We start from the raw sequence: 23842 nt of genomic DNA, 5'->3' as shown, positions 1-23842 counted from the left end.
TGGCTGGTCGGCGACGTCCATAACACACCGGGGCGTTCGCTGTTCGTGCGGCTCGAGGAATCGCCGCAGAGGCCCGCGGGCAAGTGGACTGATGCGGCGACCGGCCAGCATGGCGATCTCCTCGACATCATCCGGGAATGTCGGGGTTTGCGCGACTTTCGCGAGGTTGCCGAGGAAGCGAGGCGTTTTCTGAAGCTACCTCGTGTCGAGCCGGACTTCGTCTCGAAACCCGAGCGTCGAGCTGTGCCAGCCGGATCGCAAGGGGCCGCCCGTCGGCTCTATGCGATGTCGGGCCCGATGGAGGGAACAGTGGTCGAGGCCTATTTGCAGCGCCGCGGGATCGCCCATGTGCACCATGGTGGCAGCCTGCGTTTCCATCCCCGCTGCTACTATCGGCCGGACGAGCACCTGCCGACCGAGACCTGGCCCGCGATGATCGCTTGCGTCACGGATCTCGATGGCAGGATCACTGGCGTACATCGCACCTGGCTCGACCCGAACGGCTTTGATCGCATTCGTCTCGGCAAGGCTCCGATCGATTCGCCACGACGGGCCATGGGCGAGCTCCTCGGCAATGCCGTTCGCTTCGGCGTGGTGGACGACGTGCTCGCCGCCGGCGAGGGCATCGAGACCATGCTGTCGCTGCGCTACGTGTTGCCGATGATGCCGATGGCCGCTGCACTTTCGGCCAATCACCTCTCGGCGATGTTGCTACCGTCTGGCCTGCGTCGGCTCTACATCGCTCGCGATGCCGATGCCGCCGGAGATGCGGTCCAGGCCATTCTCACCCAACGCGCAGAAGACTCCGGCATTGAAGCGATCGCACTGTCGCCTCGGCTCGGCGATTTCAACGAGGATCTGCACATTTTCGGTGGCGATGCCGTGCGGGCAGCCTTGCGGATTCAGCTCGCACCCGAGGATATCGCCCGTTTCCTGCATGCGTCGACCTCGGCCACGGAGTAAGTCGCAGTCGTTCGATTGCGGCGACAGGTCGATCATAGAAAAGGCGCCAATACCGGAAGAGGACGCGACCACGGCCTTCTAGAGGGCGATCGGACGGCAAGCGGAGCGGGCCGGCAATGGCTGCGTCCGGCTATTTTCCGCCGCGCGCCGGCCATGCGAGACACATTGTCGATGTCCGAATGGCGCGCTTTGCATCGCGAAGCAAAATAGCCGGCCTTCGCCATCCTCCGCTGCCGCTTCGGCCCGTTCGGGTTCTGGCCCGCTCCGCCCGCCGCCTGAGTGATCGCCACGAAGGCCGCGATGGGCGCGGCCGATCCGGCAAAGGACCTCTTCCCATGACCGACCATGACGACATCGAGCCGCCGCACGCCTCATCTCCGACCGAGCACATCCTCACCGAACTGCAACTCTTCGGCTACCGTCCGTTCGACGACCAGCCCGATGCCAGGCCCCTTCCCGAGAGCAAAATGATCACCGGCGCCGTGGCCGACATCTTCGACGCCCTCGTTGCGACGTTGGGCGACACCCGGCTAGAGCCGGATCTTGACGATCTGCTTTGGTCGACCGTCAACCTGTTCCATCGTGCTGTCGGCCGCATTGAACGCCAGCTCGACGATAACGAACAGGCGCAGCAGAAGAGCCAGCGTGAGCAGAACGGCTCGGAAGTGCGATCGGTTGAACTGGAGCGCCTGACCGTCGAGGGCATCACGCTCCTCGAGCGTCGCAACTGCCTGGAGCTCTTCCGAGATTTGGCCATCGAGCGCTTTGAGGTCCACAGTGGCGCGCCCTGGCGACCCCGGTCGGGATCATTGGTCAATCACCGCACACTGACCGCAGCGATGATCGACTCCCGCGACTTCATCGCCGCCAAGCGCCGCGCCGAGACCGAGGTCATGCTGCCGAAAGGACCGAAGGTCGCGCTCACCGGTGGGCTCGACTTCAACGACCATAAGCTCATCTGGGATCGTCTCGACAGGGTTCATGCCAAGCACCCCGACATGGTCCTGCTCCATGGCGGCTCGCCAAAGGGCGCCGAATTGATCGCCTCCAAATGGGCAAACAATCGCAAGGTGCCACAGATCGCCTTCAAGCCCGATTGGGCGAAACACGTCAAGGCAGCGCCCTTCAAGCGCAACGACGCCATGCTTGAACTCCTGCCGATCGGCGTCATGCACTTCCCCGGCACGGGGATCCAGGACAACCTCGCAGACAAGGCGAAACGGCTCGGTATCCCCGTCTGGAAGTTCGGCGGCGCGTGAGCGCCGTCCTCTCGCCTCCGACGAACGAGGCGGAGTTGCAGGTGCCGCAACTCCGCCTCGTTTCGATATTACGTCAAAGCTGCGCCGCGGTGGTGGTGGAAGGCGCGACCCGTACACCTTTGCACCGGGAGCCACCACCATGCTCACCCTTGGGCTTGTCCTCAACACCGTTGGCATCGGCTTGCTCTGCTGGCTGATCGTTGCGCTGGCGATCTACGCTTTGCCGTTTTTTGTCGCGCTGAACATCGGAGTCTTGGCGCTTCATGGCGGTGCCGGCATCGTCGGCGCCCTCCTTGTCGCAGTCGCCTCTGGCGCGCTGACGCTTGCCGCCGCTCAGTTTGCGGTCGCCTTCAGTCGGTCCCCGACCCTGCGCATCGCGATCACAACAGCATTCGCCGTTCCGGCCACCGTTGCTGGCTATCATGTGGCGCTCGCCCTATCGCAGATCGGGGGGCCTTCGCCGGTTTGGAGCGAGGTTTTCGCTTGCCTGGGCGCGGTTTGCATTGGCGGATCGGCTTGGACGCGATTGACGGTTTTCGCAGAGACACGCCGGTTGGAGCCGGCCGGGGGTGGCGGAGACTATGGCTCGACGGGTTCTCACCGCCGCATTGCATGAGAGCGTGGCTTCGTCGACACCATCTGCCGAACAAGCTCGTATTGAGCGCCACCTTGAACCGGGGATCGCCACGATCAGAAGCGGGCGGGACGCGGGGCCCTCATCCAGCGTGCTTTGACCAAGCCGCGCCAAATGCGGCCCGACCGACATAGCTGCATGGTAACGCGCGATGCTCTGGATCGTGCTTTTGCCGACGATACCGCCCCTTGCCGCCGATTGTTTCTGTTTCTGCGCCGTATCGTTTCAACCTCTTGTGCAGCCCATCCGAGAGGCGCCAACTTCTCCCGAGATTGCGGTTCAGCACGCGGACGCACGTGGCCTCTGTGATGGCTCGATCTGGCCGAAGACCGGCTGCGCCTCGATCGTCTGAGCCGCAACGCCGTTGATGCGACTTTCTTCCCCTGGGCTTACGCCCATTCCTCGCGAGACAAGAAAGTCGCTTCAACGGCGTCCTCCGCGTGCGCTCCGGCCCGAACCGGGTGCGTCGCCGATCGTCCTCGGCCTTCAGGTCGCCATCGAGGCCGCGGTGGTCGCGGGCTCGAAACACAACAGGAGAAGTGACATGGCTAACATCGGTTCTTTCAAGAAGGTCGGAAGCGATTTCCAGGGCGAGATCATCACCCTGAGCCTGCAAGCCAGGGGCGTCCGCATCGTCGCCGAGACGAACCGCACCAGCGAAAACGCTCCGAGCCACCGCGTCTATGTGGGTCGGGCCGAGATCGGGGCGGCCTGGTCGAAGCGCTCGGAAGAGGGCCGCGATTACCTCTCGCTCAAGCTCGACGATCCCTCCTTCACCGCGCCGATCTACGCCAACCTGTTCGACGATGAAGGCGGCGAGGGTTACACCCTGCTCTGGTCGCGGCCGCGCAGGAACGGCGAGTAAGCCTCGCTCCGCAAAGGCCCCGCCCGATCACTCGGGCGGGGCGCTTCTGCTCCAGTCGCCAGCAAGGTGACGCAACCGGGGCCGGCTCGGTCCCACCGGCACGACCCCGGCAACCAGAACTCGTCCGACTGCAACTGGTGAAGCCACCTCGTCCCAGCGGCTTGCCGGGAGCTGACCATCGTGAGCGGCTGTCGGCAAGCCGCCGGATCGATAACGCTCTCGAGGTCGCGAAATCCGGCAGAGACCGACCCGACCCTGTGCCGCCGGCGGAGAGTCAAGCTCTGGCCTTGGCGCTACCGCGCCTGCGATCTTGCGCTGTGGCGAGAGCCGCCTTGTACGGCAGAGTGCCGGCAAGGCGACCCATAAGTTGCCGCAGCCAGCGATGAGCGGCGGAATGATGCGTCCGAGACGTCCAGGTCATGCCGATTTGAAACGGCTCCGGGAACGGACACGCTCTGGCCACGAGGGATTTGGCGATGTTTGGTGCGATGCGGCTTGGCACCGTCGAGACCAGGTCCGTGCCGGGGAGAATGTGCGCAAGGTCGGAGATGCTCGGTATCGCGACCACCTGGTTGAGCGAGAGGCCGCGTTCATCGAGCCCCCTGAGATAGCCTGAACGCCAGGTGCCGCCATAGGTGACGACCGCGTGACTCGCTTTGACATAGTCGTCGACGCGCAGCCGCCTGCCGGCAAGTAAATGGCTTTTGTGCATCACGCACACATAGTGATCGTCCAAGAGATGACGATGATAGAAGCTCTCCTCCCGCACATCATAGGGGCCAACGAGCAGATCGGCTTCGCCCCGTTTGAGGTGCGCGACGCCCTCGGCGCCCGCCGTTCTGATATCGAGGACCAGTCGTGGGGCCCGTCGTCTGACCTCAGCAATGGCGCGCGGCAGAATGATCGATCGTTCGTAATAGTTGCAGGCGATCGTAACCGGCCCCGATGCGCTTGCCGGATCGAAATCCACAGGCTGCACGAGACCTTCGAAGACTTCGAGCAAACGGCCGGCACAGGCGACGATCTCGGCGCAGCGTGGCGTTGGCGCGATGCCGCCGCGCTGGCGTACGAATAGCTTGTCATGGAACGCGGCGCGCAGCCGGTCCATCGTGTAGCTGATCGTCGATTGATTGGTGCCGAGCGCGTCGGCAGCCTTCGAAAACGAGCCAAGCTCCGACACAAGGCGCAAGATACGGATCGCGGCAAAATCGATCGCGAACGGATCCCATTCCTTTGCCATCTTTTCAGCTCCTCCGCGGGCAAAAGCTGCATCACCTTTATCGAAAATGTAGATAGCCAATATCAGCTCTGTCCAATTGTCCGATAAGCATTGCCAATGCAATCTGCTCGAAAATGGGAGGCAAGACGGCAAGTCTGCGACGATCGACAAGCGATGGAGATACGCTGCCCCATGAACGCACTAACTTCTTTTCCGCTTAACGCCTGGTACGCAGCTGCATGGTGTCACGAGATCGGACGCGAGCTTTCGGCGCGCACCATCTGCGGCAAGAACGTTGTGCTGTACCGGCGCACTGATGGCGCTGTGGCCGCGCTGGAGGATGCCTGCTGGCACCGGCTGTTGCCGTTGTCGCTCGGACATCTCAGGGGCGACGAGGTCATGTGCGGTTATCACGGGCTTGTATTCAATTCGGCCGGTCGCTGCTCCCACATGCCGGCACAGAAAACGATCAATCCGTCAGCCTGCGTCCGCGCCTATCCCGTCGCCGAGAGGCATCGCCTCGTCTGGCTGTGGCCCGGCGATCCAGCGCTGGCAGACCTTACCAAGATTCCGGATTTTCAATGGAACGACGGTACGCAATGGGTCGGCGAGGGCGGGACGTTCTATCAACTGAAATGCAACTATCGTCTGGTGATCGACAACCTGATGGACCTCACGCACGAGACCTACGTGCACGCCGGCAGCATCGGCGACGAGGCGATCACGGCTGCACCCTTCGATGTGACCCATACCGGCGACACGGCGACGATGACGCGCTGGATGATCGACATCGAGCCGCCGCCGTTCTGGGCGCGCCAGCTCGGTCAGGCAGGCCATGTCGATCGCTGGCAGATCGTGACGTTCCTGGCGCCATCGATCGTCGTCGGCGATGTCGGCGTGGCGCTGACAAATACAGGCGCGCCGCAAGGCGATCGCTCGCATGGGGTCAACGGCGCGTTCCTGGCGGCGATCACGCCCGAGACCGAGACGACCTGCCACTATTTCTGGAACTTCGTCCGAAACTATCGCACAAACGATGCGCAGCTCACGAGGGAGCTCCAACTCGCCCACGTGAATGGCGGGGCAGGCGTCTACGATCAGGATCATCGGGTCCTGGAAGCGCAGCAGGCCGCCATCGACAAGAACCCGCGTTCGCCCTTCTACGATCTCAACATCGACGCGGGCGCGCTCTGGGCGCGACGGTTGGTCGACCGGATGCTGACCGACGAACACGCCCGTATGATGGCAAACCTTGCCGCCGAGTGACCTGAAGTCATGGCCAAGCCGATCGAATGGTTTAGCGCACGCCTTCACGCCACGCGCGAGCTTACGCCTGACGTCCGTCTCTTCGAGATCGCGCCGGAGCGCCCGCTCGCCAAGGCAACGCCGGGCAGCCACATCGACGTTCTCGCTCCCATCGACGGCCGGTTGCGGTTTCGCAGCTATTCGTTGGTCGGATCTTGCGCGGACGGACTCTATCGCATCGCGGTCAAGCGGCTCGCATCTAGCCAAGGCGGATCTTTGGGCATGTGGCGCCTCAAGGCGGGCGAACAGCTCACGATCTCGCAGCCGCGCAACAACTTCGAACTAAGCTACGGCCGGCCCGAATATTTGCTGATCGCCGGTGGCATTGGAATCACGCCGATCTACACGATGGCCCTGGCGCTGAATCAGGCGGATGCGAACTTTCGTCTACTCTACGCCGCGCGCAGCCGCCGCGACCTGGCGTTCGCGGACGAGCTTGCCAGCCACATCGGCGAACGGCTTCAGCTCTTCGTCAGTGAAGAGGGACAGCGCATCGATCTCGCCGGCGAGATCGCTCAGCTCGACCGGCGTGGCGAGCTCTATGTGTGCGGCCCTTTCGGCATGTTGGATACCGCCAAACGCCTGTGGCGCGAAGGGGGTAGGCCCGCGGCGCTCCTGCGCTACGAGACGTTTGGCAATGCCGGCAGTCTTGCAGATGCGCCCTTCACGATCAGGATTCCCCGACTGGGCCTGGAAATCGACGTCCCCGCCAACCGGTCGATGCTGGAGGCACTTGAAGATGCCGGCGTCGACATGATCTTCGGTTGCAGGCGCGGAGAATGTGGCTTGTGCGTCCTGCCGATCCTGGAGGCGTCGGCCCGGGTCGATCATCGGGACGTGTTTTTCAGCAGTGAGGAGCGGGCCAGCAATGAGAAGCTTTGCACCTGCGTGTCACGCGCGGCGTGCGGTTCACTTACCGTCGATACGCCCGATCGAACGCTGACACCCGCTCATTCTTCCACCGGTCCTGGTGCCCGGGTTTGAGCGACGCTTCCGTCGCGCGCATCGCTATTGGCCACCTCGAGGTTATTGGCGGCTCATCGCTTGATCGACTTGACGACAAGGTCCGCTGGACCGGGCGTTAAGGTTTCGGTTGGTAGGCGCCATCCGCTCTCGGCATCATGATCACCTGACCCGTGCACGTGCTCACGACAAATCCAGTCCGCCAACTTGGCTGTGATAGCTCTTCCGCAAAGCTGCCTTGAGTCCAGCAGGGCCATTCATCGGACTTCAGCCGGCTGTGCTCTCGAAGCTTTCAGATCGAACAATATTTCTGCGTGTTCAAGTCGAGCAGAAGCGCTGTCCTGGGCGGTTCGTGTTTTGGCCATCGTCGCTCGCCAGCCTGGGCCCGTTCGCCAAGGTCACCGCTTATTTGGAGCTTGATGCTTCGCCCTAGTCACTTCCGTTTGTCAGATTTCGGGCGCTCGCCTCGTTCCTCTTCGTCCGGCAGAACGAGATCGACGTGACTAACGCCTAAAGCGCTCGCAAGCTCAAAAAGAGTAACGATAGTTGGATTGCGAAGGCCTCGTTCCAAGTCGCTAATGTATTGTTGGGTGAAGCCGGACACCTCGGCGAATTTCTCCTGCGTGAAGCGCTTTCGCTTCCGCAGTTTTGCGAAATTCCGCCCGACCAACTTGCGCATGTCCATGTGCGCAAATTGCGTCTTTACATACTATCGGGTTTATCTCCTATAATGTGTATTCGAGGTCTGTCCCCCAGCCGTGAATGAGATTAAAAGTAAGACGATTGGACAGTCTCGGCCTTCAGAGAGATCAGAGCCATTTGCTGTTTTGTTGAGATGCCCATGACGAAACTGAACCTACCTGTCGTTGCGGATGTCGCTCCGAATGAGCCGACACTTACATCCTATGACGAGCAGCATCTGGTGACCTATTGGCGTCTCCTCGACGCCGAAGCCGACGGTGCCGATTGGAAAGAGGTTGTTCGGATCGTGTTGCACATAGATCCGGATCGCGAATCCACGCGCGCGCGCGATGCGTTCGACAGCCATTTGGCCCGCGCAAAATGGATGGCAGACCAGGGGTATCGTCACTTGCTTCGTGGTGGCGCTAACAAATAGCAAAGAACTATCTTCATAACTCGCAATTGCGAAAAGGAATTCTCCGGCTGATAGGGTGATCGCCTATCTGGATCACGTGATGCACAATTAGTGACTACCCCTCACAACCGGCGGCTTTATAGACGTTGGGCCGCAATCGTTGCTAACAGAGGGAATCACAGCAGTGTCCGATTTCGACTGGCGTTCACCGGAGACCTACCAGCAGGCCAAGTCTGGAGACATCACGGATTTCGCTTGGGAATGTCTCCGGCGCAATCCCTCTTATCAAGCAGACTACAGGGATGCTTTGTCGAAAGACGGCCAGGTGACGCCTGAATTCCGGAGGAGATGGGGCGTTTGCTTTCGCTCATGACCCGCAAGGGTCCTTTCACCAACAAACGATCTTTTGGGCGCCAGAGGCCTTGCCATCAGTGGTGCCGTTCGCTCGGGCTTCGGCCTCGGAAAGCGCTGCTCCAACCTTAGATTTGGTGCTCGCTGACTTGGCGTCAGGCGCCATCAGACAGGCGGATGACGGCTGGCATGCCGTATTGCGTATTGACGGAGCGCAACATCATCTGTGGTTCAGAGAGGAACCGCAGTGCGCTACGTCCTATGCAGTCGAACTGCTGCTGGATGCGGATTTTGAGATTCGCGTCCACGCTGCGTATCGGCTGTGGCGCGCAATCAATGGCCAGCCACCAGGGCCGCCGTTCCAACCGTTCTCGGCACAGCGTCGGGAGCGGCTGCGCTTTGTGCTGCGGGCGCTCGATGGCCACAGCAGCGGCGCGTCCTACCGGGCTATCGCGGAAGCGTTGTTCGGCCGGAAGCGCATTTCTGAGCGCGTCTGGAAGACCCACGAGCTGCGCAGCCGGACGATCCGCCTGGTGCAGGCCGGCTTGGAGCTGATCCACGGCGGCTATCGAGCATTGCTCCGCCCGCCATCTCGTAAGGACTAGCGTCGGGGGTGCCGAAAGTCACCTCCGCATCTTCGGCATCCCCCCAGCCGCTTCTACTCCGCCATCCTGTCCGTCGACTCGCGACAATACTCGGTCGCGCTCCAGACGACGGAGCTTCTCACATGTCCGACCCGAAGGCGGATTCGCCGCCGCGATACCTGCGTACATCCGAGGCGGCACGCTTCTTGAGTTTGTCTGGCCGTACATTGGAGAAACACCGAACATACGGCACCGGTCCGGAATATCATAAGATCGGCGGGCGCGTGGTCTATTCAGTCGCGGACCTGATGGCGTGGGCCAAACGTGGCAAAAAGAAATCGACGTCCGATCCTGGTGTCGGCACCGTCCTGCCTGCCAAGCGCCATACCCCCATTCCCTATGCGGGCAAGGAGCGACGCTGAGCCATGTCGGACGGAAAAACCTCTCGCCATGGCGGGCGTCAGTTCGCGCGCGGTCAGCGGCCTCTACTTCCTCCTCTTTCCGGGCGATCTTGCCTCGCCCGATCGGCAAGATCTTTCAACGTTTGCGGAGCATCCAGGTGAGCGATCTCACAACGGTGGAGCTCTTGTGGCTCGAAGGGCGTATTGAGAACCGGATTCGGTTCGGCCAGCCCGTCTCGGAGAAGATCATCGATGGCCAGCGTCGCGTTCTTTCCTTCGCGAGCGGCAGCATTTTTGCGTTCGTGCGCTGGACATCTAATGACTTCGGAACCGTCCTGTCTCGCGTCGATATTTTGCGCGCCGTCGGCGCAGGCCAGCGATACTCAACCGTCCCTTGCGTCAGTCCGGGCGGTGAGAGCCTGCTGCGATTGTCGGGGTGGCAGAAGGTCGAGCGCGTTCTGCAATTCGTCGATGCCGTGGAAGCCCTCGATATCAATCCTGCCGATGCAGCGCCCGATTACTGGCATCACGTTCACAACCGTCTCTCTGTCAACGAAACCCCGCGACCCTACACCCGCGCGCGCCACCAGGCATGGCTCCTCCGCAGAAGACGAGGTCTATGATGGGGCGGCTGACGATCATCCTTGCTATGTGCGGAGCGACAGCTCTCGCGCTCTCCCCGGTCGGAGACACGCCGCCGTCATACATCTGGAACCCCTCGGCGAGCGTTCCTATCGGCCTCTATCGCCTGCAACCGGCGCGGCGATTGATGGTCACTGAGCTCGTCGCCGTTCGGCCGCCCGAGCCGCTTGCGAACTTCCTGGACCTGAATGGCTATCTGCCAATCGGTGTTCCCATGCTCAAGCGCGTCCTGGCACTGCCTGGGCAAACCGTCTGCAGAAATGGTCGCGTCATTTCTGTCGACGGCATAGAGATGGGAGCAGCGCAGGAGCGCGATGGGCGCGGTCGACCATTGCCGGTCTGGCTTGGATGCCGTGTGGTAAGGGCAGATGAAGTCTTTCTCATGAACTGGCAGTCGCCGGACTCCCTCGATGGCCGCTACTTCGGGTCAATTCCGAGATGGGCCGTCATCGGACAAGCGTTACCCCTCTGGACAGAGGGAGAGTGACATTGCTCTGCCAGCCCTCCTGGACATCCATCCGCCGTCCGATCGATGGCAGTACCCTTCCTCCGTTCCGGCCAGATTTATGAACGCGCGTATCGCCTTTCGGCGACAAACTCGCCGTTAGCGACCGCATCCTCGCATCCTGAACCCGGGTGCCGACCTGCCGAATGGCGGCGGCATTTCGATTGTCGGACACACACCAGCCGCGACAGTGGAGCCGGAGTGTGCCCCGGCGAATGACATGCGGGCCCTTATCCATGAAGGGTATCTACATCTAGTTAGATTCACTCCCTTTGAAGTTGCGATACCTACCTCGATTTTAGGTCTGGGGAGGAAGCGAATGCGTGAACACGAATATGCGTTGCGGGGCGATGATCAGGCGAGCCAGATGATCGTAGAACCAGCCGACGATCCGGTTCAGTTTGGACGCGATCAGCTTGGGCGGACAGCGCACGGCGTCCATGAGAATGAGTATCTTCGCTGCTTCCTCTTTCGCAAATCCTTCGAGCACCTTCGCTTCCCGCCCGTGCGACTGGCGAAGCTGCTCCGACAACTGCCAGAACCTCTGTGCGCTCTGGGAGTATGATGGGCAGTCCTTCCGCGAGGAATTCGAGGCGCCGGATGTGACTGAGCCGGCAAAGCATTCGTGCTGAGCAGACTTCGCATTGCGCGCGCCGCCGGCGTGAACGCCTTGTTGTACGAAAACGCATACCAATCGATGTTCTCCCGGGCGCCCAAGCGATCCCGGTGAAGCTTGTCCCTGACGCTCTTCACGCTTTAGCCGTCAGCGCCGAGACCGAGCTTCGCCTCGGGATCGAATTTCTTCAAAGTTGACTTCTGCTGTTCGATGGCGATTCGATGGGCAGCGGAGCTGTCCAGATCGTTTTCCTTCAGCCAGATCGCGGAGCCTAAGCCTTCGCATATCCGACGCAGAATTCGAAGTTGAGTATGTGGACGTAGGACTCGAACAGGAGTTTGCCCCGCTTTGCGTGGGGAACGAACAGCGCGGCCTTCATCTCCAGCCCGACGAGAACGTATTTGAGATTGGAGATCAGTCGTGGCTGCACTTTCTTGATGGAGACCCGCCGGGAGACATCTCCGGATCCAGGCCTCCAATCGGACGCGGTGGAGAGATTGACGTACCTGAGGGCTGCTTGGCCAGCTCGATGAGGAAGAACAAATTCGGTCTCGGTCTCGTCGTGTCCCGCAACCGTCAGCGGAGCGCGCCTTGAGATTGCGGTCAATCTGCTTCGTGCGTCCGGTTCGCTATGCCACCGCCGCGGGATCTTCCTTCCGATGGGAACATGGTTTATCGATAAGCTTGCAGCAAGCATTTAAGTTTTGGCGGGGCGGTTCTGGTTCATAGCCTGTGGATGCCTTGGAATGATAGACACGACTGCGCAGCCTCCTGAAGCGCGCATCACTCCCTACGACGATGTTGTTAATGCCTACAACCTGACCATCCTGAAGGAGATAGGTGATTGGTCGCTGGACAGTACTGGTGATCTCGTTATGACCAGGGATGGCGATCCTCAACATGGGGACATCGCCTACAACGGTTTATTCCGGCTCGTGCAGATGTGGCGTTACAGCGAGCCCCACCTTCGCTACCTGTTTGCGACCATGGGCGGTATGCTGTCCCAGCGCAACGCGCTTGATGACGCCCTAAACGCCGTGGGGGATAAAGCGCATGAGGAAATGGTGCGTGGGCATGGGATGCCTTCTAGCGCGTTTGGCGAAGCCTTGCACAATGTGCTGGATCGACAGGCTGCAGCTGTCTTCGGCGCGGGTATCTATGCCGGTTCGCTGATGCTGATGCTGAGCACCGTACTTCTTCGCCTTAAGGACGATATCCAAGGGAAAGAGCAATGGACCACGGTGGGGCCGTTCTTCAACGGTCATTCCGTTGGGGCGATCATTGAAGCTGGCGCGAATGGCTTTCGGCACGCAGATGAGTGGGCCAAAACTCGACCGCCGACGACGCAACAGAAACGATCTCAGGACATTATAGAAGCAGCGCTATACGGGCGGCCTCCGCCTGACGACAGCAGTCCAGGAGCGTGTGTGGAACTTCTGGCCGTGCTTGGTGGCGGTACCTTTGAAGGCCTAGCCTCGAATGTATTTGCGTTCGCGCACAATCTAGCGACCGAGGCTCGCGCGAAGGTTCCATAGCCAAACCCGCAGATGGCTGGAGACGGAATCACTTTGTTTCGGCTAAACGAACCACGTTACCGAAAACCCGCATTGGAGGGCCGAATGGCGCTGAGCGAACGAATGAAGGTCTTGCAGGATGCGATGTCCCTGTACAGTGACATGACGGTCAAGAACTTCCAAACCATCCACGCGCTTGGCGATGCTGTTGTTCAACATCTGCCGATCTATCTAGGTGAGGGATCACAAGTATGGGGTGTTCCGCCTACGGGGGAGTATCGAACCGACGCAGGCGACTACAGAGATGCGAAGTTCAGCACCTACCATGAAGGCACGCTGACCTTGGCTCCCATCCAGATGGGTGTCGCTGTCGGAATCCCACATACGAAGGACGAAGGAAAGTTCTGGCCTCGCGTCGTTCTGGAGTTCGAGATGATCGGGAACGCCATAACGGTCAGGATAGGCGATAGCCCGCGCGCAATACGAGGCATCCCGCTCGAATTCGACAAGCAGGACATAGAGCAGATTTGCGAAGGGATGCACGAGTACATCCGGTCTGTGTTGGAGAACCCTGTCAAGGTCGCGACGGCGGTGGGCAAGGGCAAGTTGGGCTTCATCTAGAGCCGATGCGCGCGCAGTTGAACTGCAATAGCATGCATACCACAGCTGAACGTCGGACATCCTACTACCCAAATAGGACAAATTCCGGCGCATATTGGCCGATTAACGCCGATAATCGTCATGGCTGCAGTGCTACTATAGCAGCCGCTATGGGGACTGGATGCTCAACTCTTTTCGCAACGTGGCTATGCTGCTCGCGTTCTTGACGATCGCCGGCAGCAACCTTTTTTTCGACTTCATCAATAGCTATGTGGCGTGCGGGCTTGCGCTGGTAGCCGCATTTCTTGCAAGACTCGCTATGGAGTGGGTTTTCATCGAGCGCGCCTACCGCGAGATGATGCGGCTCCACGGGGCCGACTGGCAGACAACCGCCGGCAAGCGCGTGCAATCTGCCGCCGCGGCAGCAAAGGCAAGCGACTCGCGGAAGTGAGCGAAATTCTTCTGTAGCTCGAGGAGTTCCTGGCGCTTCCTAGGCGGAGCGTCTGCAGAAATGGGCACACAATCTCGATCGATGACATCGAGACGGACGGGGCAGCTTATTGTTAGATGGGAGTGCGGCCGCCTCATAAGCGAGGGCCAACTCTTTCGAATGAACCGGCAGTCTAGCGACTCCTTGAACCCTCGATACTTTGGAATTCTGCTCGCGTCGGCTGTCACTGGCCGCGCTTTTGAGTTGGGAGGATTGATTGCGCGCGTTTCAGGTATTGTTTGCCGCCGGGTAGTGCTTGTGAGTCGCAGGATTGCACGCCAGGCGGGCCCACGAGCGAGCATCCTCACTCAAGCTTGTACGAGGCCTCCAAGAAAGTGCCCCAGCGTTCCATGCTAAATTTGGCGCGCATATTCCCGTTAGCGATGCTGTTCACGCTCTCCCGGCCAAATCTTGAAGTCCACATGCTCCAATAACGGCCGCCGACGCCGATGCTGAAGTTTTTGGTAAGGAAGTACGACAAGACGCCTTCTATTTGGACCCCGGCACCGCCACTCCCACGCTGATCGGTGAACATCGTCTCATCGCGCAGCAGATGATAGTCCCGACCCTGGAAATTCGTCCAGGGGACGTAGGCAACATCGGCACTGACGCGCCATCGATCGAGCAATATGGTCTCGGCGCTAACACCGATCCGCAGCGCATTCCAATCGGTGTCTTGGCTGCCGATGACCCTGTCGCTCGTCACCCGGCCCGGGAGATAGGCGGAGGCGATTTGTACCAATCCCGTCGAGTCAGATGTCTGACCGTAGTGGCTCCAGCCGATGAATCCTCCGATCTTATAGGTGCTGCTGCGCAGGAAATCGTACCCGGCATCGGCCGTATAGTACGTGAATCTTCCGTTCGCCTGACCTGATAGGAAGTTGGTATAAGCGATGCGATCGCCCATCCAGACGGGAGGGCCCAGGCCCCAATCTTCATTGTTGATAGCACCGCTGTTGAAGCGTCCGGATCCGATATTTCCCTTCAGGAAGATCCCCCAAGGACTGTCAACCCGTTCGAACAACTCACCGGAAATTCCGTCCAGCTTGTGATAGATGAGTCTTGATACAAGCTCGGTTGGATCCTGGACATTCGGGGAATGGTCCCACTGAAATCTTCCTCGGCTCAGCCAGAGCCGTGTGCCGCTTTCCAGCGACCACCCTTCGGTAAAGGCAATCGGCGGCGCGCGGCGAGTAGGCTTTGTTGCATAGAACGAAGCTTCGGATCGCGGCGCATTTGGGGCGGCGTCAAAGTGGTAGTTCAGACCTAGCTTACCGATATGGTAGCTGCTGGACAGGCTGGTGACGTTTGCCGGGAGCGTGACAAACGGCGGAACCTGCAAGGTCGGAGGCGTCCGCACACTCGGTCCGCCGAACCTCAGATAGTCGTACTCGAGCGTGATCGACCATGCCGGCGTGAGCGCTTGCTCAATGCCGGCGCCGATCGTGCCTCCGACACGACCATAGTCGAAATGGGTAGCCCCCTGTGGTGCCTGACCAAAGAATTCGTTGTTGTTGACGACATCGCCGCGATTGTGCTGCCAAGCTACACCCGCCTTGAGATACGCGAGCGTGTGTCCCTGCGGACCAAATGCATACCCTAGGCGGCCAATCCCGCTGACGAAGACGTCTGGACCTGCTTTGCAGTTTGCGTTCACAACGACGCCGGAGACGGCAAGGCAAGTGCCTGTACCGTCCGAGACGGTCCCACTGGCATCCAGTTCGAGACCGAGAACCCAACGGTCTCTCTGCCAATTGTAGCCGATCTGACCTCCCGCAACGAACACCGGGGTATCGACGACGTCGCCGTAAAGCGACGGACCATAGGGATCACTGAACGAGGTTCGGCCGTAACCCCCGCCGACATGCCCACCGACATATCCTCCAGTCCAGCTCCATAGCGCCGGTGGGACCTTTGTCGCCGGCGCCAGGTCTGCGGAGTTGGCGGCCCCGCTTGCAACGAGCGCAGCTGTCGCGGCAGTCCAAAAACGAAGCTCAGATCGCATGTCACCTCATGAACACACAAATGTCTTGCAACGAAAGCCGAATGGCCGACGCCGTTGCCACGGCGCTCGCTTGTGCATGATTCAAGCCAGCGAACGGGATGCGAAATTCCCGCGGCTTGCCGATTGCCATGTCGTCTTCACAACAAGACCGGTGTGAACCTTGAAACAAGCCGCGCGTCCGATGTCGGACGCAAGAGGGGGCGCCGCACGTCGATTTACGACGGAATCAAAAGGTGGTCGCTCCCGCCCAAGCGTTCGTCTCTTGCTTGCTCGGCCATGAAGCTCTTGTCCAAAGTCTTGAAACCCACGTCGCGAGTAAGTCGCGGAATCGTCGCTGCGTTGGAGATTCGACGCCCTGGTGTCATGCATCTCGTCGGGTTGACTTTGCTTCGCCCGGTTCGAGGCCGCAAGAACAGCCGCTCGGCCGCTTGGCAACAGATCTGATCGTTCATGGTAGGTCGCACAGCGACACGATCGCGGGCCTTGGCTAACAGAACTTCTGCGGCACGCAGGCGGTTCCTCCCTTGACGGGCGGCGATTATCTGGCATTGCCCCGCGCATCATCCGGCAACGATTAGCGCAGGGGGAGCGAAACTTATCTTCGCGCCTTCGGCATCCCCCCAGCCGATTTGACGTGCCATTCTGGCCCTCGGTGCGCAAACCAGCTCGTTGCGCTCCACACGATAACGGAGCCTCTCGAATGATCGATCCGAGCGCCAGCTCGCCCCCGATACCTGTGCACGCCGGACGCCGCGCGGTTTCTCGGGATGTCCCGCCGCACGATGGAAAAGCACCGAGTTCATGGCACGAGCGCTACCTATCGCAAGCTCGGCGACCGCGCCGCTTATACACGCGAGATTTCGCTGTAATAGACGTCGATCAGCGATCTCGGCGTGGGCGAGGTCTTGCCGGCGAAGGGCCACACGCTCACTACGTATGTGGGCGCGGATCGACGCCGACCCACGGACACCAATCGTCGGCCAGGTGGCGCTGCTGCTGGGAGCGCGATCCAACTGCATCCATCCAGCTCTTCTCGGCAGCGTCACCCCACGTGGCAGGCACGGTCAAATTGCCTAGGGAAAGTCGAATCGTGACGGTCCAATCAATTTCCACTCGGCAACTTTCACAGCCAATGTTGAATCCGCGCCGGAACACGGCACGTGGACACCGAGGACCCGCCGCGCTCTTCATGAGACGCAGACCTACGTCGTTAGGCTTGCATCTTGATCGGTATTGAACCGCACGAACGCGGTACGTCGCTCGCCGGCCACACTGTTCATTGGAAGCACGCAACAGCATTCGTTGAGCGCTTCAATGACCCATCGACCGCTGGGATGAGGACATTGCAATTTCGTTGGATCAATAGAGTGAAAGGCCTCGCTGGGCAGGGCGCGTGCACTGGTGGCCCGTACGGCCGGACTGTTGGTGCAGCGATCACGCGAGCTGCAATGCCGGCGACCGTGATCGCATTTCGTCGCATGTTGTCGGAGAGTATCGCAGTATCGAGAGAGCAGGGTCTCGCCAAGCGCGGATGGCAGGATAAAAGCCGCAAGGTGCGGCCGGTCGGTCGGGGTGGGCAACACCATGAAATTTCAGCGACACCGCAAACATTGCATTTTCACGGCAAACCTTGCGACTTCCCGCAACACGTCGGTCTTGCTCGGTTTTCGGCACATTATTGGAGCATACGATGGCTGGTAACGACGATTTCCGCGTACGCCCAGGTCGGATCCGCTCGACACGCGCGCCACGAACAAAACCGTTCCTGGCGCAGGCACTTCAGGCTGCACAGAAGGCAGGGGGGCTCTCCCGTGGCGCCGGACCTCTCGGCAGCAGGTTCGGGCGGGGACGCACGGCCAGCGTTGCCGCAAGCCGGCTTCTGCAAGACCGCAGCCGCGGCGCCATGGTCAAGGCACGCGTCGTGCGGCGGATGCGTTCGCCAGGTAGCCTGCGAGCCCATATCGGATACCTGAAGCGTGACGGCGTCACCCGCGACGGTTCATCTGGCAAGCTGTTCGATGCTGCTGGCGATGAGGCTGATGGACGCGCCTTCGTCGAACGCTGTGAGGACGACAGGCATCATTTCCGGTTCATCGTCTCGCCGGACGACGCCACGGAGCTCGCAAGCTTGCGGAGCTTTACCCGTGAGCTCATGGATCAGGCAGCGCGCGATCTCGGCACGCGGCTTGACTGGGTTGCCATCGACCACTGGAATACCGAGCATCCCCATATCCACATCCTCGTGCGCGGCCGCGCAGACGACGGCTCCGACCTGGTCATCAGCCGCGATTATATCAGCAAAGGTCTGCGCGTTCGGGCGGGCGATCTCGTCACGCGCGAACTTGGTCCTCGGTCAGAACTAGAGATTCAGCGCGATCTTGAGGCGGAGGTGACGGCCGAACGCTGGACACGGCTCGACCGGGCGCTGGCCCGGGAAGCGGGAAGGGCGGATGGAGTGATTGATCTGCGGCCGGAGGGGGCGGGTGGGACCGAACCGTTGCGGCAGATCCGGATTGGCCGAATGCGGACGCTCGAGCGGCTGGGACTCGCTTTGCCCGCGGGGGCCGCCCGCTGGGTTCTGGCCGCCGACACGGAGCAGCGCTTGCGTGCACTTGGGGAACGCGGCGATATCATCAAGCGGCTGCATAAGACCCTCGCGAAGGATGGCGCTTCTCGTGCGCCATCGTCCTGGGCGCTCGAGGGTGAGCGTCATGGCGAAGCTGTCATCGGCCGCCTCATTGCCCGCGGGCTTGATGATGAGCTCAAGGGAACCGGGTTCGCAGTCGTCGATGGGATCGACGGGCGCGTGCATCACCTCAAACTCCACGATCTGGAGGCCGCGGGCGACGGTCCGATCGGCGGCATTGTGGAGCTAAGGCGCTTCGAGGATGCGAGGGGCCGCCAGCGCGTCGCGCTCGCTGTCCGCTCGGACCTCAACCTCGATCAGCAGGTAGCGTCGGAAGGGGCCACCTGGCTCGACCGGCGGCTGGTGGCTCGTGAACCGGCAGATCTCTCGCGCGCGGGATTCGGAGCGGAGGTCCGCGCGGCACTCGATCGCCGGATTGATGTGCTTGCGCAGCAGGGGTTAGCCCGCCGCGACGGCGGCAAAGTCACACTCGGTCGCAGCCTCATCGGAACATTACGCCAGCGCGAACTCGGCAGCGTCGGAAAACGGATCGCGGAAGAAACAGGGCTGGCGCATCTGCCCGCCGAGGCAGGCTCGTCCGTTGCGGGGGTCTACTGCCGAAGACTTTCACTCGCCTCCGGCCGCTTCGCCATGATTGACAACGGGCTAGGCTTCCAGCTCGTGCCCTGGACGCCGTCGCTCGAGCGTGAGCGGGGCCGGCACGTCAGCGGTATCGCTGGTCCGGGCGGGATCGACTGGAGTTTTGGACGAAAGCGCGACCTGTCCCTCTGACCCGCCCATCTCTGCGCCATGGTGCGCATCACCACGATATGGTGAGTGTTGCCGTTGCACCACGGCTCGGGACGCGCGCATCTACGGCTTATGTCCGCTACCCGTATTCTCTGGGGGCAACTGCTCTCCGTCTCGGCCCTCGTGCTCGCCTTCCTCTGGGTGGCCACCGAGTGGACGGCATGGCGTTTGGGTTTCCAGTCGCAGCTTGGGCCGGCCTGGTTCATGATCGGAGGCTGGCCCATTTACGAGCCGTTTGCTTTCTTCATCTGGTGGTTCGAGTTTGACGCCTACGCGCCGATGATCTTCCTCCAGGGCGCATGCATCGCCGTAAGCGGCGGGATAGCAGCCTTCGCCGTCTCCATCGCGATCTCGGTCTGGCGGGCAAAGGAAGCCCAGGAAGTCACGACGTACGGCTCGGCTCGCTGGGCGGATCTGCGGGAGGTTCGGCGTGCTGGACTTTTGGGAGCCGACGGGGTCGTGCTCGGCCGCTTCGCAGACCGCTACCTCCGGCATGATGGGCCGGAGCATGTCCTCTGCTTTGCTCCGACCCGGTCCGGTAAGGGCGTCGGCCTTGTCATTCCGACGCTGCTGACCTGGCCGAGCTCTGCCATCGTTCATGACATCAAGGGCGAGAACTTCCAGTTGACCTCGGGTTGGCGCGCCCGGCTCGGCCCGGTGCTGCTGTTTGACCCGACCAACCCCGCGAGCGCGGCCTACAATCCCTTGCTCGAGATTCGCAAGGGCGATTGCGAGGTGCGCGACGCCCAAAATGTGGCAGACATCCTTGTTGACCCCGAAGGCGCGCTGGAGCGCCGCAATCACTGGGAGAAGACCAGCCACTCCTTGCTTGTCGGGTCAATTCTCCACGTCCTCTATGCGGAAGCCCACAAAACGCTCGCTGGCGTTGCCAACTTCCTGTCGGATCCCTCGCGTCCGATCGAGGCGACGCTGAATGCAATGCTGGCGACGCCCCATTTGGGCGAGCGGGTCCATCCCGTGGTGGCATCGGCGGCGCGGGAACTCCTCAACAAAAGCGAGAATGAACGTTCCGGCGTGTTGTCGACAACAATGAGCTTCCTGGGACTCTACCGCGATCCTGTTGTCGCCAAAGTCACGGGGCGGAGCGACTGGCGCATTCGTGATCTGGTCGATGGACCTCGGCCCATCTCGCTCTACCTTGTGGTGCCCCCATCCGACATCGCCCGGACAAAGCCGCTGATGCGGCTCGTGCTCAACCAGATCGGACGGAGGCTGACGGAGAGCCTGGATACCGATCGGCAGCGTCAGAAGCTTCTTTTGATGCTCGACGAATTCGCAGCACTCGGCCGGCTCGACTTCTTCGAGAGCCAGCTCGCCTTCATGGCAGGTTACGGCATCCGCAGCTTCTTGATCACCCAGAGCCTGAACCAGCTCGAACGCGCCTATGGGCCGAACCACGCGATCCTCGACAATTGCCACGTCCGGATTGCGTTCTCCACCAACGACGAGCGCACCGCCAAACGTGTCTCGGATGCACTTGGGACGGCGACTGAGATGCGGGCGATGAAGAACTATGCCGGACATCGGCTGGCGCCATGGCTCGGCCACCTGATGGTCAGCCGCCAGGAGACATCCCGTCCGCTGCTGACCCCCGGAGAGGTCATGCAGCTCTCGCCGAACGAGGCAATTGTAATGGTCTCAGGCGTGCACCCGGTGCGCGCCCGCAAGGCGCGGTACTACGAAGACCCGCAGTTTCAGCGTCGAATATTGAAGCCGTCTCCTCCCACCGCAGTCACCTTGGCCGCGCAGGGCGACGATTGGTCGAGCCGAAGGCCGATTTCACCCTCGATCGAGCCGCGTGCGGGGGTAAAGCGCGCGGTCCACGATCCGAACGGCGGCATTCGCCGCGAGCCGGACCTGCCGGAACAGGAGGAGGTTGTCATCACGGCGCCACTGGCTGAGAACGAATTTGACGCTCTGGGCGATGAGGGCGATTCCGATCCTCTCCTGGCAGCGTCCGTGAACCGCTCGATGCAAGGGTTTGCGCGATCTGTCAGCCTCGATCCGGACGACCAGATGGGCTTGTGAGCCGGGTGAGATGAAGAAAGCCCAGCTCAGCATCTATCTCGACCCGGAGATATGCCGTCAGCTCGAGGCATTCGCAAAGCGTCAGGACAAGCCAAAGTCGCTGGTGGCCGAGGCTGCGATTGCATCCTTCCTTTCCCCTGATGATTCCGATCGGCGGGAAGCCGCGATCGCCAAGCGTCTCGACCGGATCGTGCGTGTGCTCGAGCGGCTTGAACGCAATGACGGTATCACGCTGGAAACGGTTGCCCTGTTCATTCGCTTCTGGTTGACGGCGACGCCGGCGTTACCGGAACAATCGAGCCCGGCCGCGCGGGCCAAGGGCGCGGAGCGCTACGATCGTTTCGTCGAAGCTCTCGGGCGACGGCTTTCCAGCGGATCGACCATTATGAAGGAGGTGAGCCTCGAATCGAACGATGCAGAAAGTCTTGAGCCGATCAAAGACAATGCCAGTTCTACGTGATGACGACACATTTCAATCGAAACTCCGTCGCATAGAGTTACAGGAGCAGGCAGTTTGCCATACGGCCTTACGAAGCCGGCGAGATCCCTAAGATAGCCAGACTGTGGCACGCCTGAATACAGCCGTTTTAGTCGGGCCGGCCGGGTCCTTTTCTCCAATCTGCGGAGTGAAAGCGGGGGTGAAGCGCACGAAGAGGCGCAGCTACATCATTCGCAAGATCTGATTCACGAGCGACGCAATCCACGTCTCGTAGCCCCGTTTGTTGAAATGGATGGCGTCCGTTAACTTGCCACCATCGCGAATTTCGGGCGCAATGAATGGAACGCCTGCTTGTTGGAAGCGCTCCCGCATCCTCGCAAGGGTCGCCGGATCATTTGTCGTCGATACGCCGACCAGATTGGGCGTGTAGGTCCTAAGAATAGTCAAGAGGCTCGAGAAGTCTGAGCCCGTGGAGCCTGCATCATTGGTGCCCAGGGCGACAACCAGCATCTTCGGTTTGAAACCATCCAGGAGCCGGGGAGCGATAACAGCGAGTTCGCTGGCTCGGATCCCGCCAATACCTGCATTGACAAGCTCGACACCTCGGAGGGCTAGAGGCAAGGCGGCCATCTCCACAATGCTGTCCCCGAGCACAACAATGGGTTCGTGCGTCCTCGCCATGGCGGCGCTGATGATGAATTGTCGCACATTTCTATGGTTGTGAATGCTTTGCTGGGCGACCTCACTAATGCGCTTGGCTTTCTGAAGCTCGGAAAGCGAGACCGCGAATGCAATCGACAATATGAGGGACAGAAGCCAGGGTAGGACACGATACATTCAACTAGATCAACTGTCTCCAGATCAAAAGTTTGCTCCTCCTTGCCGTTGGTGTTCCTGCACCGCTCGGTGTTCGCTGGAGCATTCAGAAAAGCAGGAATCCGGGATCAGATGACCAGTTGAGCAAAGATAGTTTGCGTTCAAACGGTGCGAAATCATCAGCCGTTGCAGCCAACGATCTCGACCGTCGTAATTTGGTCGAAAGGCGCTTCGGCCGTGGACGATGTGAGAGTTGTCCATAACTAGTAGATCCCCGGCGTTCAAATGCAGCCCTGTTGTATTCGCGCCGATGGCAGTCCGCAGCTTATCGAGCACCTCTTTGGCCTCGTCGTTGAGAGCCGAAAGGTCATCGACATACTGATAAATGGCGCGATTCTGGTGCTCCTGCACAATCGCATGCGGCGCCGTATAGCCAATGCCGTCCATCACGAGGCGCGGGCTATCAGTCCGAAATGCGTATAGGGGCGTCCGAAGCAGTCGTTGCGCATCGGACGGGAACTGTTCGATGATGCGACGGAGATCGCAAAAATGAGTTATGGCAGCATGGGCCGGATCGCCTCGCAAGCATAGTAGAGCGACGTAGTCGGGAGAAACGTCGCGAAACGCCTTTTCCGTGTGCATTTGGAGCAGCACATTGTTCGTCCCCACTTGCGAGGTGGCATGTTGCCGAATTGGATACTTGTTGTGAAGGAGAAGCCCTCCCTCCCACTCACGATAGCTGTACGGGTTTCCGAACGCGGAGGCGATTGAGAAGAGGAGGCCTTCGTTGCCGACGCGTCCCACGCCGGCCTCCCTGACCGGCTTGGTGGGGGTCGGCGGAAGATCGGCTGAGATCGGTAGACCGGTAACCAAGAGTACGCCGGAATATGGCGTGTTCGAGAATTCATTCAGCGCATTTTGGAATCCAAGGGGGAGATGGGCAAAACCCCTTCTGCCCTGATCAGCGGCAGCTATCGGGTCATTGTAGGGATCGGGAAAGCTCAAGGACCATTTAACAAAGCCGCCCAGGTCGAGCTGCGTAGCATCTAGACGGCGGAGCAACTTATGCGTCATTTCAGCCTCCTCGAGG

Annotated in this window: 25 protein-coding genes; 18 read left to right on the top strand and 7 right to left on the bottom strand. The window is 60.7% G+C overall.

Going from position 1 to position 23842, the window contains the following annotated elements; translation table 11 throughout:
• The 4 genes from AXW67_RS16605 to AXW67_RS16590 form a co-directional block, all read left to right on the top strand.
• Positions 1–963 (top strand): DUF7146 domain-containing protein (locus AXW67_RS16605; RefSeq protein ID WP_063678744.1); only part of this gene is annotated, 963 nt, incomplete at its 5' end.
• Positions 964–1298: 335 nt separating this feature from the next.
• The gene (locus AXW67_RS16600) at positions 1299–2222 is read left to right on the top strand and encodes a DUF2493 domain-containing protein (protein WP_063678743.1); all 924 of its coding nucleotides are present in this window, start codon (positions 1299–1301) and stop codon (positions 2220–2222) included.
• Between the two features lie 139 nt (positions 2223–2361).
• On the top strand, positions 2362–2838 hold the full coding sequence (locus AXW67_RS16595; protein ID WP_063678742.1) for a hypothetical protein: 477 nt from the start codon (positions 2362–2364) through the stop codon (positions 2836–2838).
• 562 nt (positions 2839–3400) lie between these two features.
• The gene (locus AXW67_RS16590; RefSeq protein ID WP_063678741.1) at positions 3401–3721 is read left to right on the top strand and encodes a DUF736 domain-containing protein; all 321 of its coding nucleotides are present in this window, start codon (positions 3401–3403) and stop codon (positions 3719–3721) included.
• Between the two features lie 274 nt (positions 3722–3995).
• On the opposite strand, the gene AXW67_RS16585 is transcribed toward AXW67_RS16590, so the two are convergent.
• Positions 3996–5111 carry a LysR family transcriptional regulator gene (locus tag AXW67_RS16585; RefSeq protein ID WP_145927665.1) on the bottom strand — a complete coding sequence of 372 codons (1116 nt, stop codon included), beginning with the start codon at positions 5109–5111 and terminating at the stop codon, positions 3996–3998.
• A gap of 21 nt (positions 5112–5132) precedes the next feature.
• Between AXW67_RS16585 and AXW67_RS16580 the strand changes: the two genes are divergently transcribed.
• Together AXW67_RS16580 and AXW67_RS16575 are read left to right on the top strand one after the other, a co-directional pair.
• On the top strand, positions 5133–6206 hold the full coding sequence (locus tag AXW67_RS16580; protein WP_063678739.1) for an aromatic ring-hydroxylating dioxygenase subunit alpha: 1074 nt from the start codon (positions 5133–5135) through the stop codon (positions 6204–6206).
• A gap of 9 nt (positions 6207–6215) precedes the next feature.
• Entirely contained in the window at positions 6216–7229 is a 1014-nt protein-coding gene (locus AXW67_RS16575; RefSeq protein WP_063678738.1) for a PDR/VanB family oxidoreductase, read from the top strand.
• A 412-nt stretch (positions 7230–7641) separates the two neighbouring features.
• Here AXW67_RS16575 and AXW67_RS16570 read toward each other — a convergent pair whose 3' ends face one another.
• On the bottom strand, positions 7642–7893 hold the full coding sequence (locus AXW67_RS16570) for a helix-turn-helix domain-containing protein (protein WP_063678737.1): 252 nt from the start codon (positions 7891–7893) through the stop codon (positions 7642–7644).
• A gap of 156 nt (positions 7894–8049) precedes the next feature.
• On the opposite strand from AXW67_RS16570, the gene AXW67_RS40555 reads away from it, so the two are divergent.
• The 6 genes from AXW67_RS40555 to AXW67_RS16545 all read left to right on the top strand — a co-directional run bounded on the left by AXW67_RS40555 (position 8050) and on the right by AXW67_RS16545 (position 10769).
• Positions 8050–8325, top strand: coding sequence for a DNA -binding domain-containing protein (locus AXW67_RS40555; RefSeq protein ID WP_082907918.1), 276 nt, complete (start codon positions 8050–8052; stop codon positions 8323–8325).
• Positions 8326–8488: 163 nt separating this feature from the next.
• The gene (locus AXW67_RS44095) at positions 8489–8677 is read left to right on the top strand and encodes a transcriptional regulator domain-containing protein (protein ID WP_082907916.1); all 189 of its coding nucleotides are present in this window, start codon (positions 8489–8491) and stop codon (positions 8675–8677) included.
• A gap of 127 nt (positions 8678–8804) precedes the next feature.
• Complete coding sequence (locus AXW67_RS16560) at positions 8805–9260, top strand: DUF2285 domain-containing protein (protein ID WP_347336752.1); 456 nt, start codon at positions 8805–8807, stop codon at positions 9258–9260.
• Positions 9261–9382: 122 nt separating this feature from the next.
• Positions 9383–9661 (top strand): helix-turn-helix transcriptional regulator, encoded by a 279-nt coding sequence (locus AXW67_RS16555; protein WP_063678734.1) that lies wholly within the window; start codon positions 9383–9385, stop codon positions 9659–9661.
• Between the two features lie 137 nt (positions 9662–9798).
• On the top strand, positions 9799–10263 hold the full coding sequence (locus AXW67_RS16550; RefSeq protein WP_063678760.1) for a DUF2840 domain-containing protein: 465 nt from the start codon (positions 9799–9801) through the stop codon (positions 10261–10263).
• A complete protein-coding gene (locus tag AXW67_RS16545; protein WP_201723676.1) occupies positions 10260–10769 on the top strand; it encodes a S26 family signal peptidase in 510 nt (169 codons plus the stop codon). Before AXW67_RS16550 ends, AXW67_RS16545 begins: the two co-directional genes overlap by 4 nt.
• 316 nt (positions 10770–11085) lie before the next feature.
• On the opposite strand, the gene AXW67_RS16540 is transcribed toward AXW67_RS16545, so the two are convergent.
• Complete coding sequence (locus tag AXW67_RS16540; protein ID WP_063678733.1) at positions 11086–11319, bottom strand: hypothetical protein; 234 nt, start codon at positions 11317–11319, stop codon at positions 11086–11088.
• A 355-nt stretch (positions 11320–11674) separates the two neighbouring features.
• Positions 11675–11833, bottom strand: coding sequence for a hypothetical protein (locus AXW67_RS43175; RefSeq protein ID WP_201723675.1), 159 nt, complete (start codon positions 11831–11833; stop codon positions 11675–11677).
• Between the two features lie 316 nt (positions 11834–12149).
• Between AXW67_RS43175 and AXW67_RS16535 the strand changes: the two genes are divergently transcribed.
• The 3 genes from AXW67_RS16535 to AXW67_RS16525 all read left to right on the top strand — a co-directional run bounded on the left by AXW67_RS16535 (position 12150) and on the right by AXW67_RS16525 (position 13968).
• Positions 12150–12938, top strand: a complete 789-nt coding sequence (locus tag AXW67_RS16535; protein WP_063678732.1) for a hypothetical protein — start codon at positions 12150–12152, stop codon at positions 12936–12938.
• 84 nt (positions 12939–13022) lie between these two features.
• Complete coding sequence (locus AXW67_RS16530; protein ID WP_063678731.1) at positions 13023–13538, top strand: hypothetical protein; 516 nt, start codon at positions 13023–13025, stop codon at positions 13536–13538.
• Positions 13539–13698: 160 nt separating this feature from the next.
• The gene (locus AXW67_RS16525) at positions 13699–13968 is read left to right on the top strand and encodes a hypothetical protein (RefSeq protein ID WP_063678730.1); all 270 of its coding nucleotides are present in this window, start codon (positions 13699–13701) and stop codon (positions 13966–13968) included.
• Between the two features lie 343 nt (positions 13969–14311).
• Here the strand turns inward: AXW67_RS16525 and AXW67_RS16520 are convergent, their stop codons facing one another.
• Positions 14312–16012, bottom strand: a complete 1701-nt coding sequence (locus AXW67_RS16520) for an outer membrane beta-barrel protein (protein ID WP_082907913.1) — start codon at positions 16010–16012, stop codon at positions 14312–14314.
• Positions 16013–17702: 1690 nt separating this feature from the next.
• On the opposite strand from AXW67_RS16520, the gene AXW67_RS16515 reads away from it, so the two are divergent.
• From AXW67_RS16515 to AXW67_RS16505, 3 genes are all read left to right on the top strand, one after another.
• Positions 17703–19430: a relaxase/mobilization nuclease domain-containing protein gene (locus AXW67_RS16515; RefSeq protein WP_063678728.1), complete on the top strand. Its 1728-nt coding sequence runs from the start codon at positions 17703–17705 to the stop codon at positions 19428–19430.
• A 90-nt stretch (positions 19431–19520) separates the two neighbouring features.
• Entirely contained in the window at positions 19521–21497 is a 1977-nt protein-coding gene (locus AXW67_RS16510) for a conjugal transfer protein TraG (RefSeq protein WP_063678727.1), read from the top strand.
• Between the two features lie 10 nt (positions 21498–21507).
• The gene (locus AXW67_RS16505) at positions 21508–21957 is read left to right on the top strand and encodes a hypothetical protein (RefSeq protein ID WP_063678726.1); all 450 of its coding nucleotides are present in this window, start codon (positions 21508–21510) and stop codon (positions 21955–21957) included.
• A gap of 201 nt (positions 21958–22158) precedes the next feature.
• On the opposite strand, the gene AXW67_RS16500 is transcribed toward AXW67_RS16505, so the two are convergent.
• Both AXW67_RS16500 and AXW67_RS16495 read right to left on the bottom strand, forming a co-directional pair.
• Positions 22159–22773, bottom strand: a complete 615-nt coding sequence (locus tag AXW67_RS16500) for an SGNH/GDSL hydrolase family protein (protein WP_063678725.1) — start codon at positions 22771–22773, stop codon at positions 22159–22161.
• Positions 22774–22797: 24 nt separating this feature from the next.
• Positions 22798–23826 carry a TauD/TfdA family dioxygenase gene (locus tag AXW67_RS16495; RefSeq protein WP_063678724.1) on the bottom strand — a complete coding sequence of 343 codons (1029 nt, stop codon included), beginning with the start codon at positions 23824–23826 and terminating at the stop codon, positions 22798–22800.
• Positions 23827–23842 lie beyond the last annotated feature (16 nt).

It is taken from the genome of Bradyrhizobium neotropicale, assembly GCF_001641695.1.
In the GTDB taxonomy this organism is placed as follows: domain Bacteria; phylum Pseudomonadota; class Alphaproteobacteria; order Rhizobiales; family Xanthobacteraceae; genus Bradyrhizobium; species Bradyrhizobium neotropicale.
Note: the sequence above shows the minus strand (reverse complement) of the source record. Positions and strands in the feature narration are given on the sequence as shown.

Coding starts and splice junctions, on each gene's coding strand:
- AXW67_RS16600 (WP_063678743.1), top strand. CDS start 1,299: ATGACCGACCATGACGACATCGAGCCGCCGCACGCCTCATCTCCGACC.
- AXW67_RS16595 (WP_063678742.1), top strand. CDS start 2,362: ATGCTCACCCTTGGGCTTGTCCTCAACACCGTTGGCATCGGCTTGCTC.
- AXW67_RS16590 (WP_063678741.1), top strand. CDS start 3,401: ATGGCTAACATCGGTTCTTTCAAGAAGGTCGGAAGCGATTTCCAGGGC.
- AXW67_RS16580 (WP_063678739.1), top strand. CDS start 5,133: ATGAACGCACTAACTTCTTTTCCGCTTAACGCCTGGTACGCAGCTGCA.
- AXW67_RS16575 (WP_063678738.1), top strand. CDS start 6,216: ATGGCCAAGCCGATCGAATGGTTTAGCGCACGCCTTCACGCCACGCGC.
- AXW67_RS16570 (WP_063678737.1), bottom strand. CDS start 7,893: ATGGACATGCGCAAGTTGGTCGGGCGGAATTTCGCAAAACTGCGGAAG.
- AXW67_RS40555 (WP_082907918.1), top strand. CDS start 8,050: ATGACGAAACTGAACCTACCTGTCGTTGCGGATGTCGCTCCGAATGAG.
- AXW67_RS16555 (WP_063678734.1), top strand. CDS start 9,383: ATGTCCGACCCGAAGGCGGATTCGCCGCCGCGATACCTGCGTACATCC.
- AXW67_RS16545 (WP_201723676.1), top strand. CDS start 10,260: ATGATGGGGCGGCTGACGATCATCCTTGCTATGTGCGGAGCGACAGCT.
- AXW67_RS16535 (WP_063678732.1), top strand. CDS start 12,150: ATGATAGACACGACTGCGCAGCCTCCTGAAGCGCGCATCACTCCCTAC.
- AXW67_RS16530 (WP_063678731.1), top strand. CDS start 13,023: ATGGCGCTGAGCGAACGAATGAAGGTCTTGCAGGATGCGATGTCCCTG.
- AXW67_RS16525 (WP_063678730.1), top strand. CDS start 13,699: ATGCTCAACTCTTTTCGCAACGTGGCTATGCTGCTCGCGTTCTTGACG.
- AXW67_RS16520 (WP_082907913.1), bottom strand. CDS start 16,012: ATGCGATCTGAGCTTCGTTTTTGGACTGCCGCGACAGCTGCGCTCGTT.
- AXW67_RS16515 (WP_063678728.1), top strand. CDS start 17,703: ATGGCTGGTAACGACGATTTCCGCGTACGCCCAGGTCGGATCCGCTCG.
- AXW67_RS16510 (WP_063678727.1), top strand. CDS start 19,521: ATGTCCGCTACCCGTATTCTCTGGGGGCAACTGCTCTCCGTCTCGGCC.
- AXW67_RS16505 (WP_063678726.1), top strand. CDS start 21,508: ATGAAGAAAGCCCAGCTCAGCATCTATCTCGACCCGGAGATATGCCGT.
- AXW67_RS16500 (WP_063678725.1), bottom strand. CDS start 22,773: ATGTATCGTGTCCTACCCTGGCTTCTGTCCCTCATATTGTCGATTGCA.
- AXW67_RS16495 (WP_063678724.1), bottom strand. CDS start 23,826: ATGACGCATAAGTTGCTCCGCCGTCTAGATGCTACGCAGCTCGACCTG.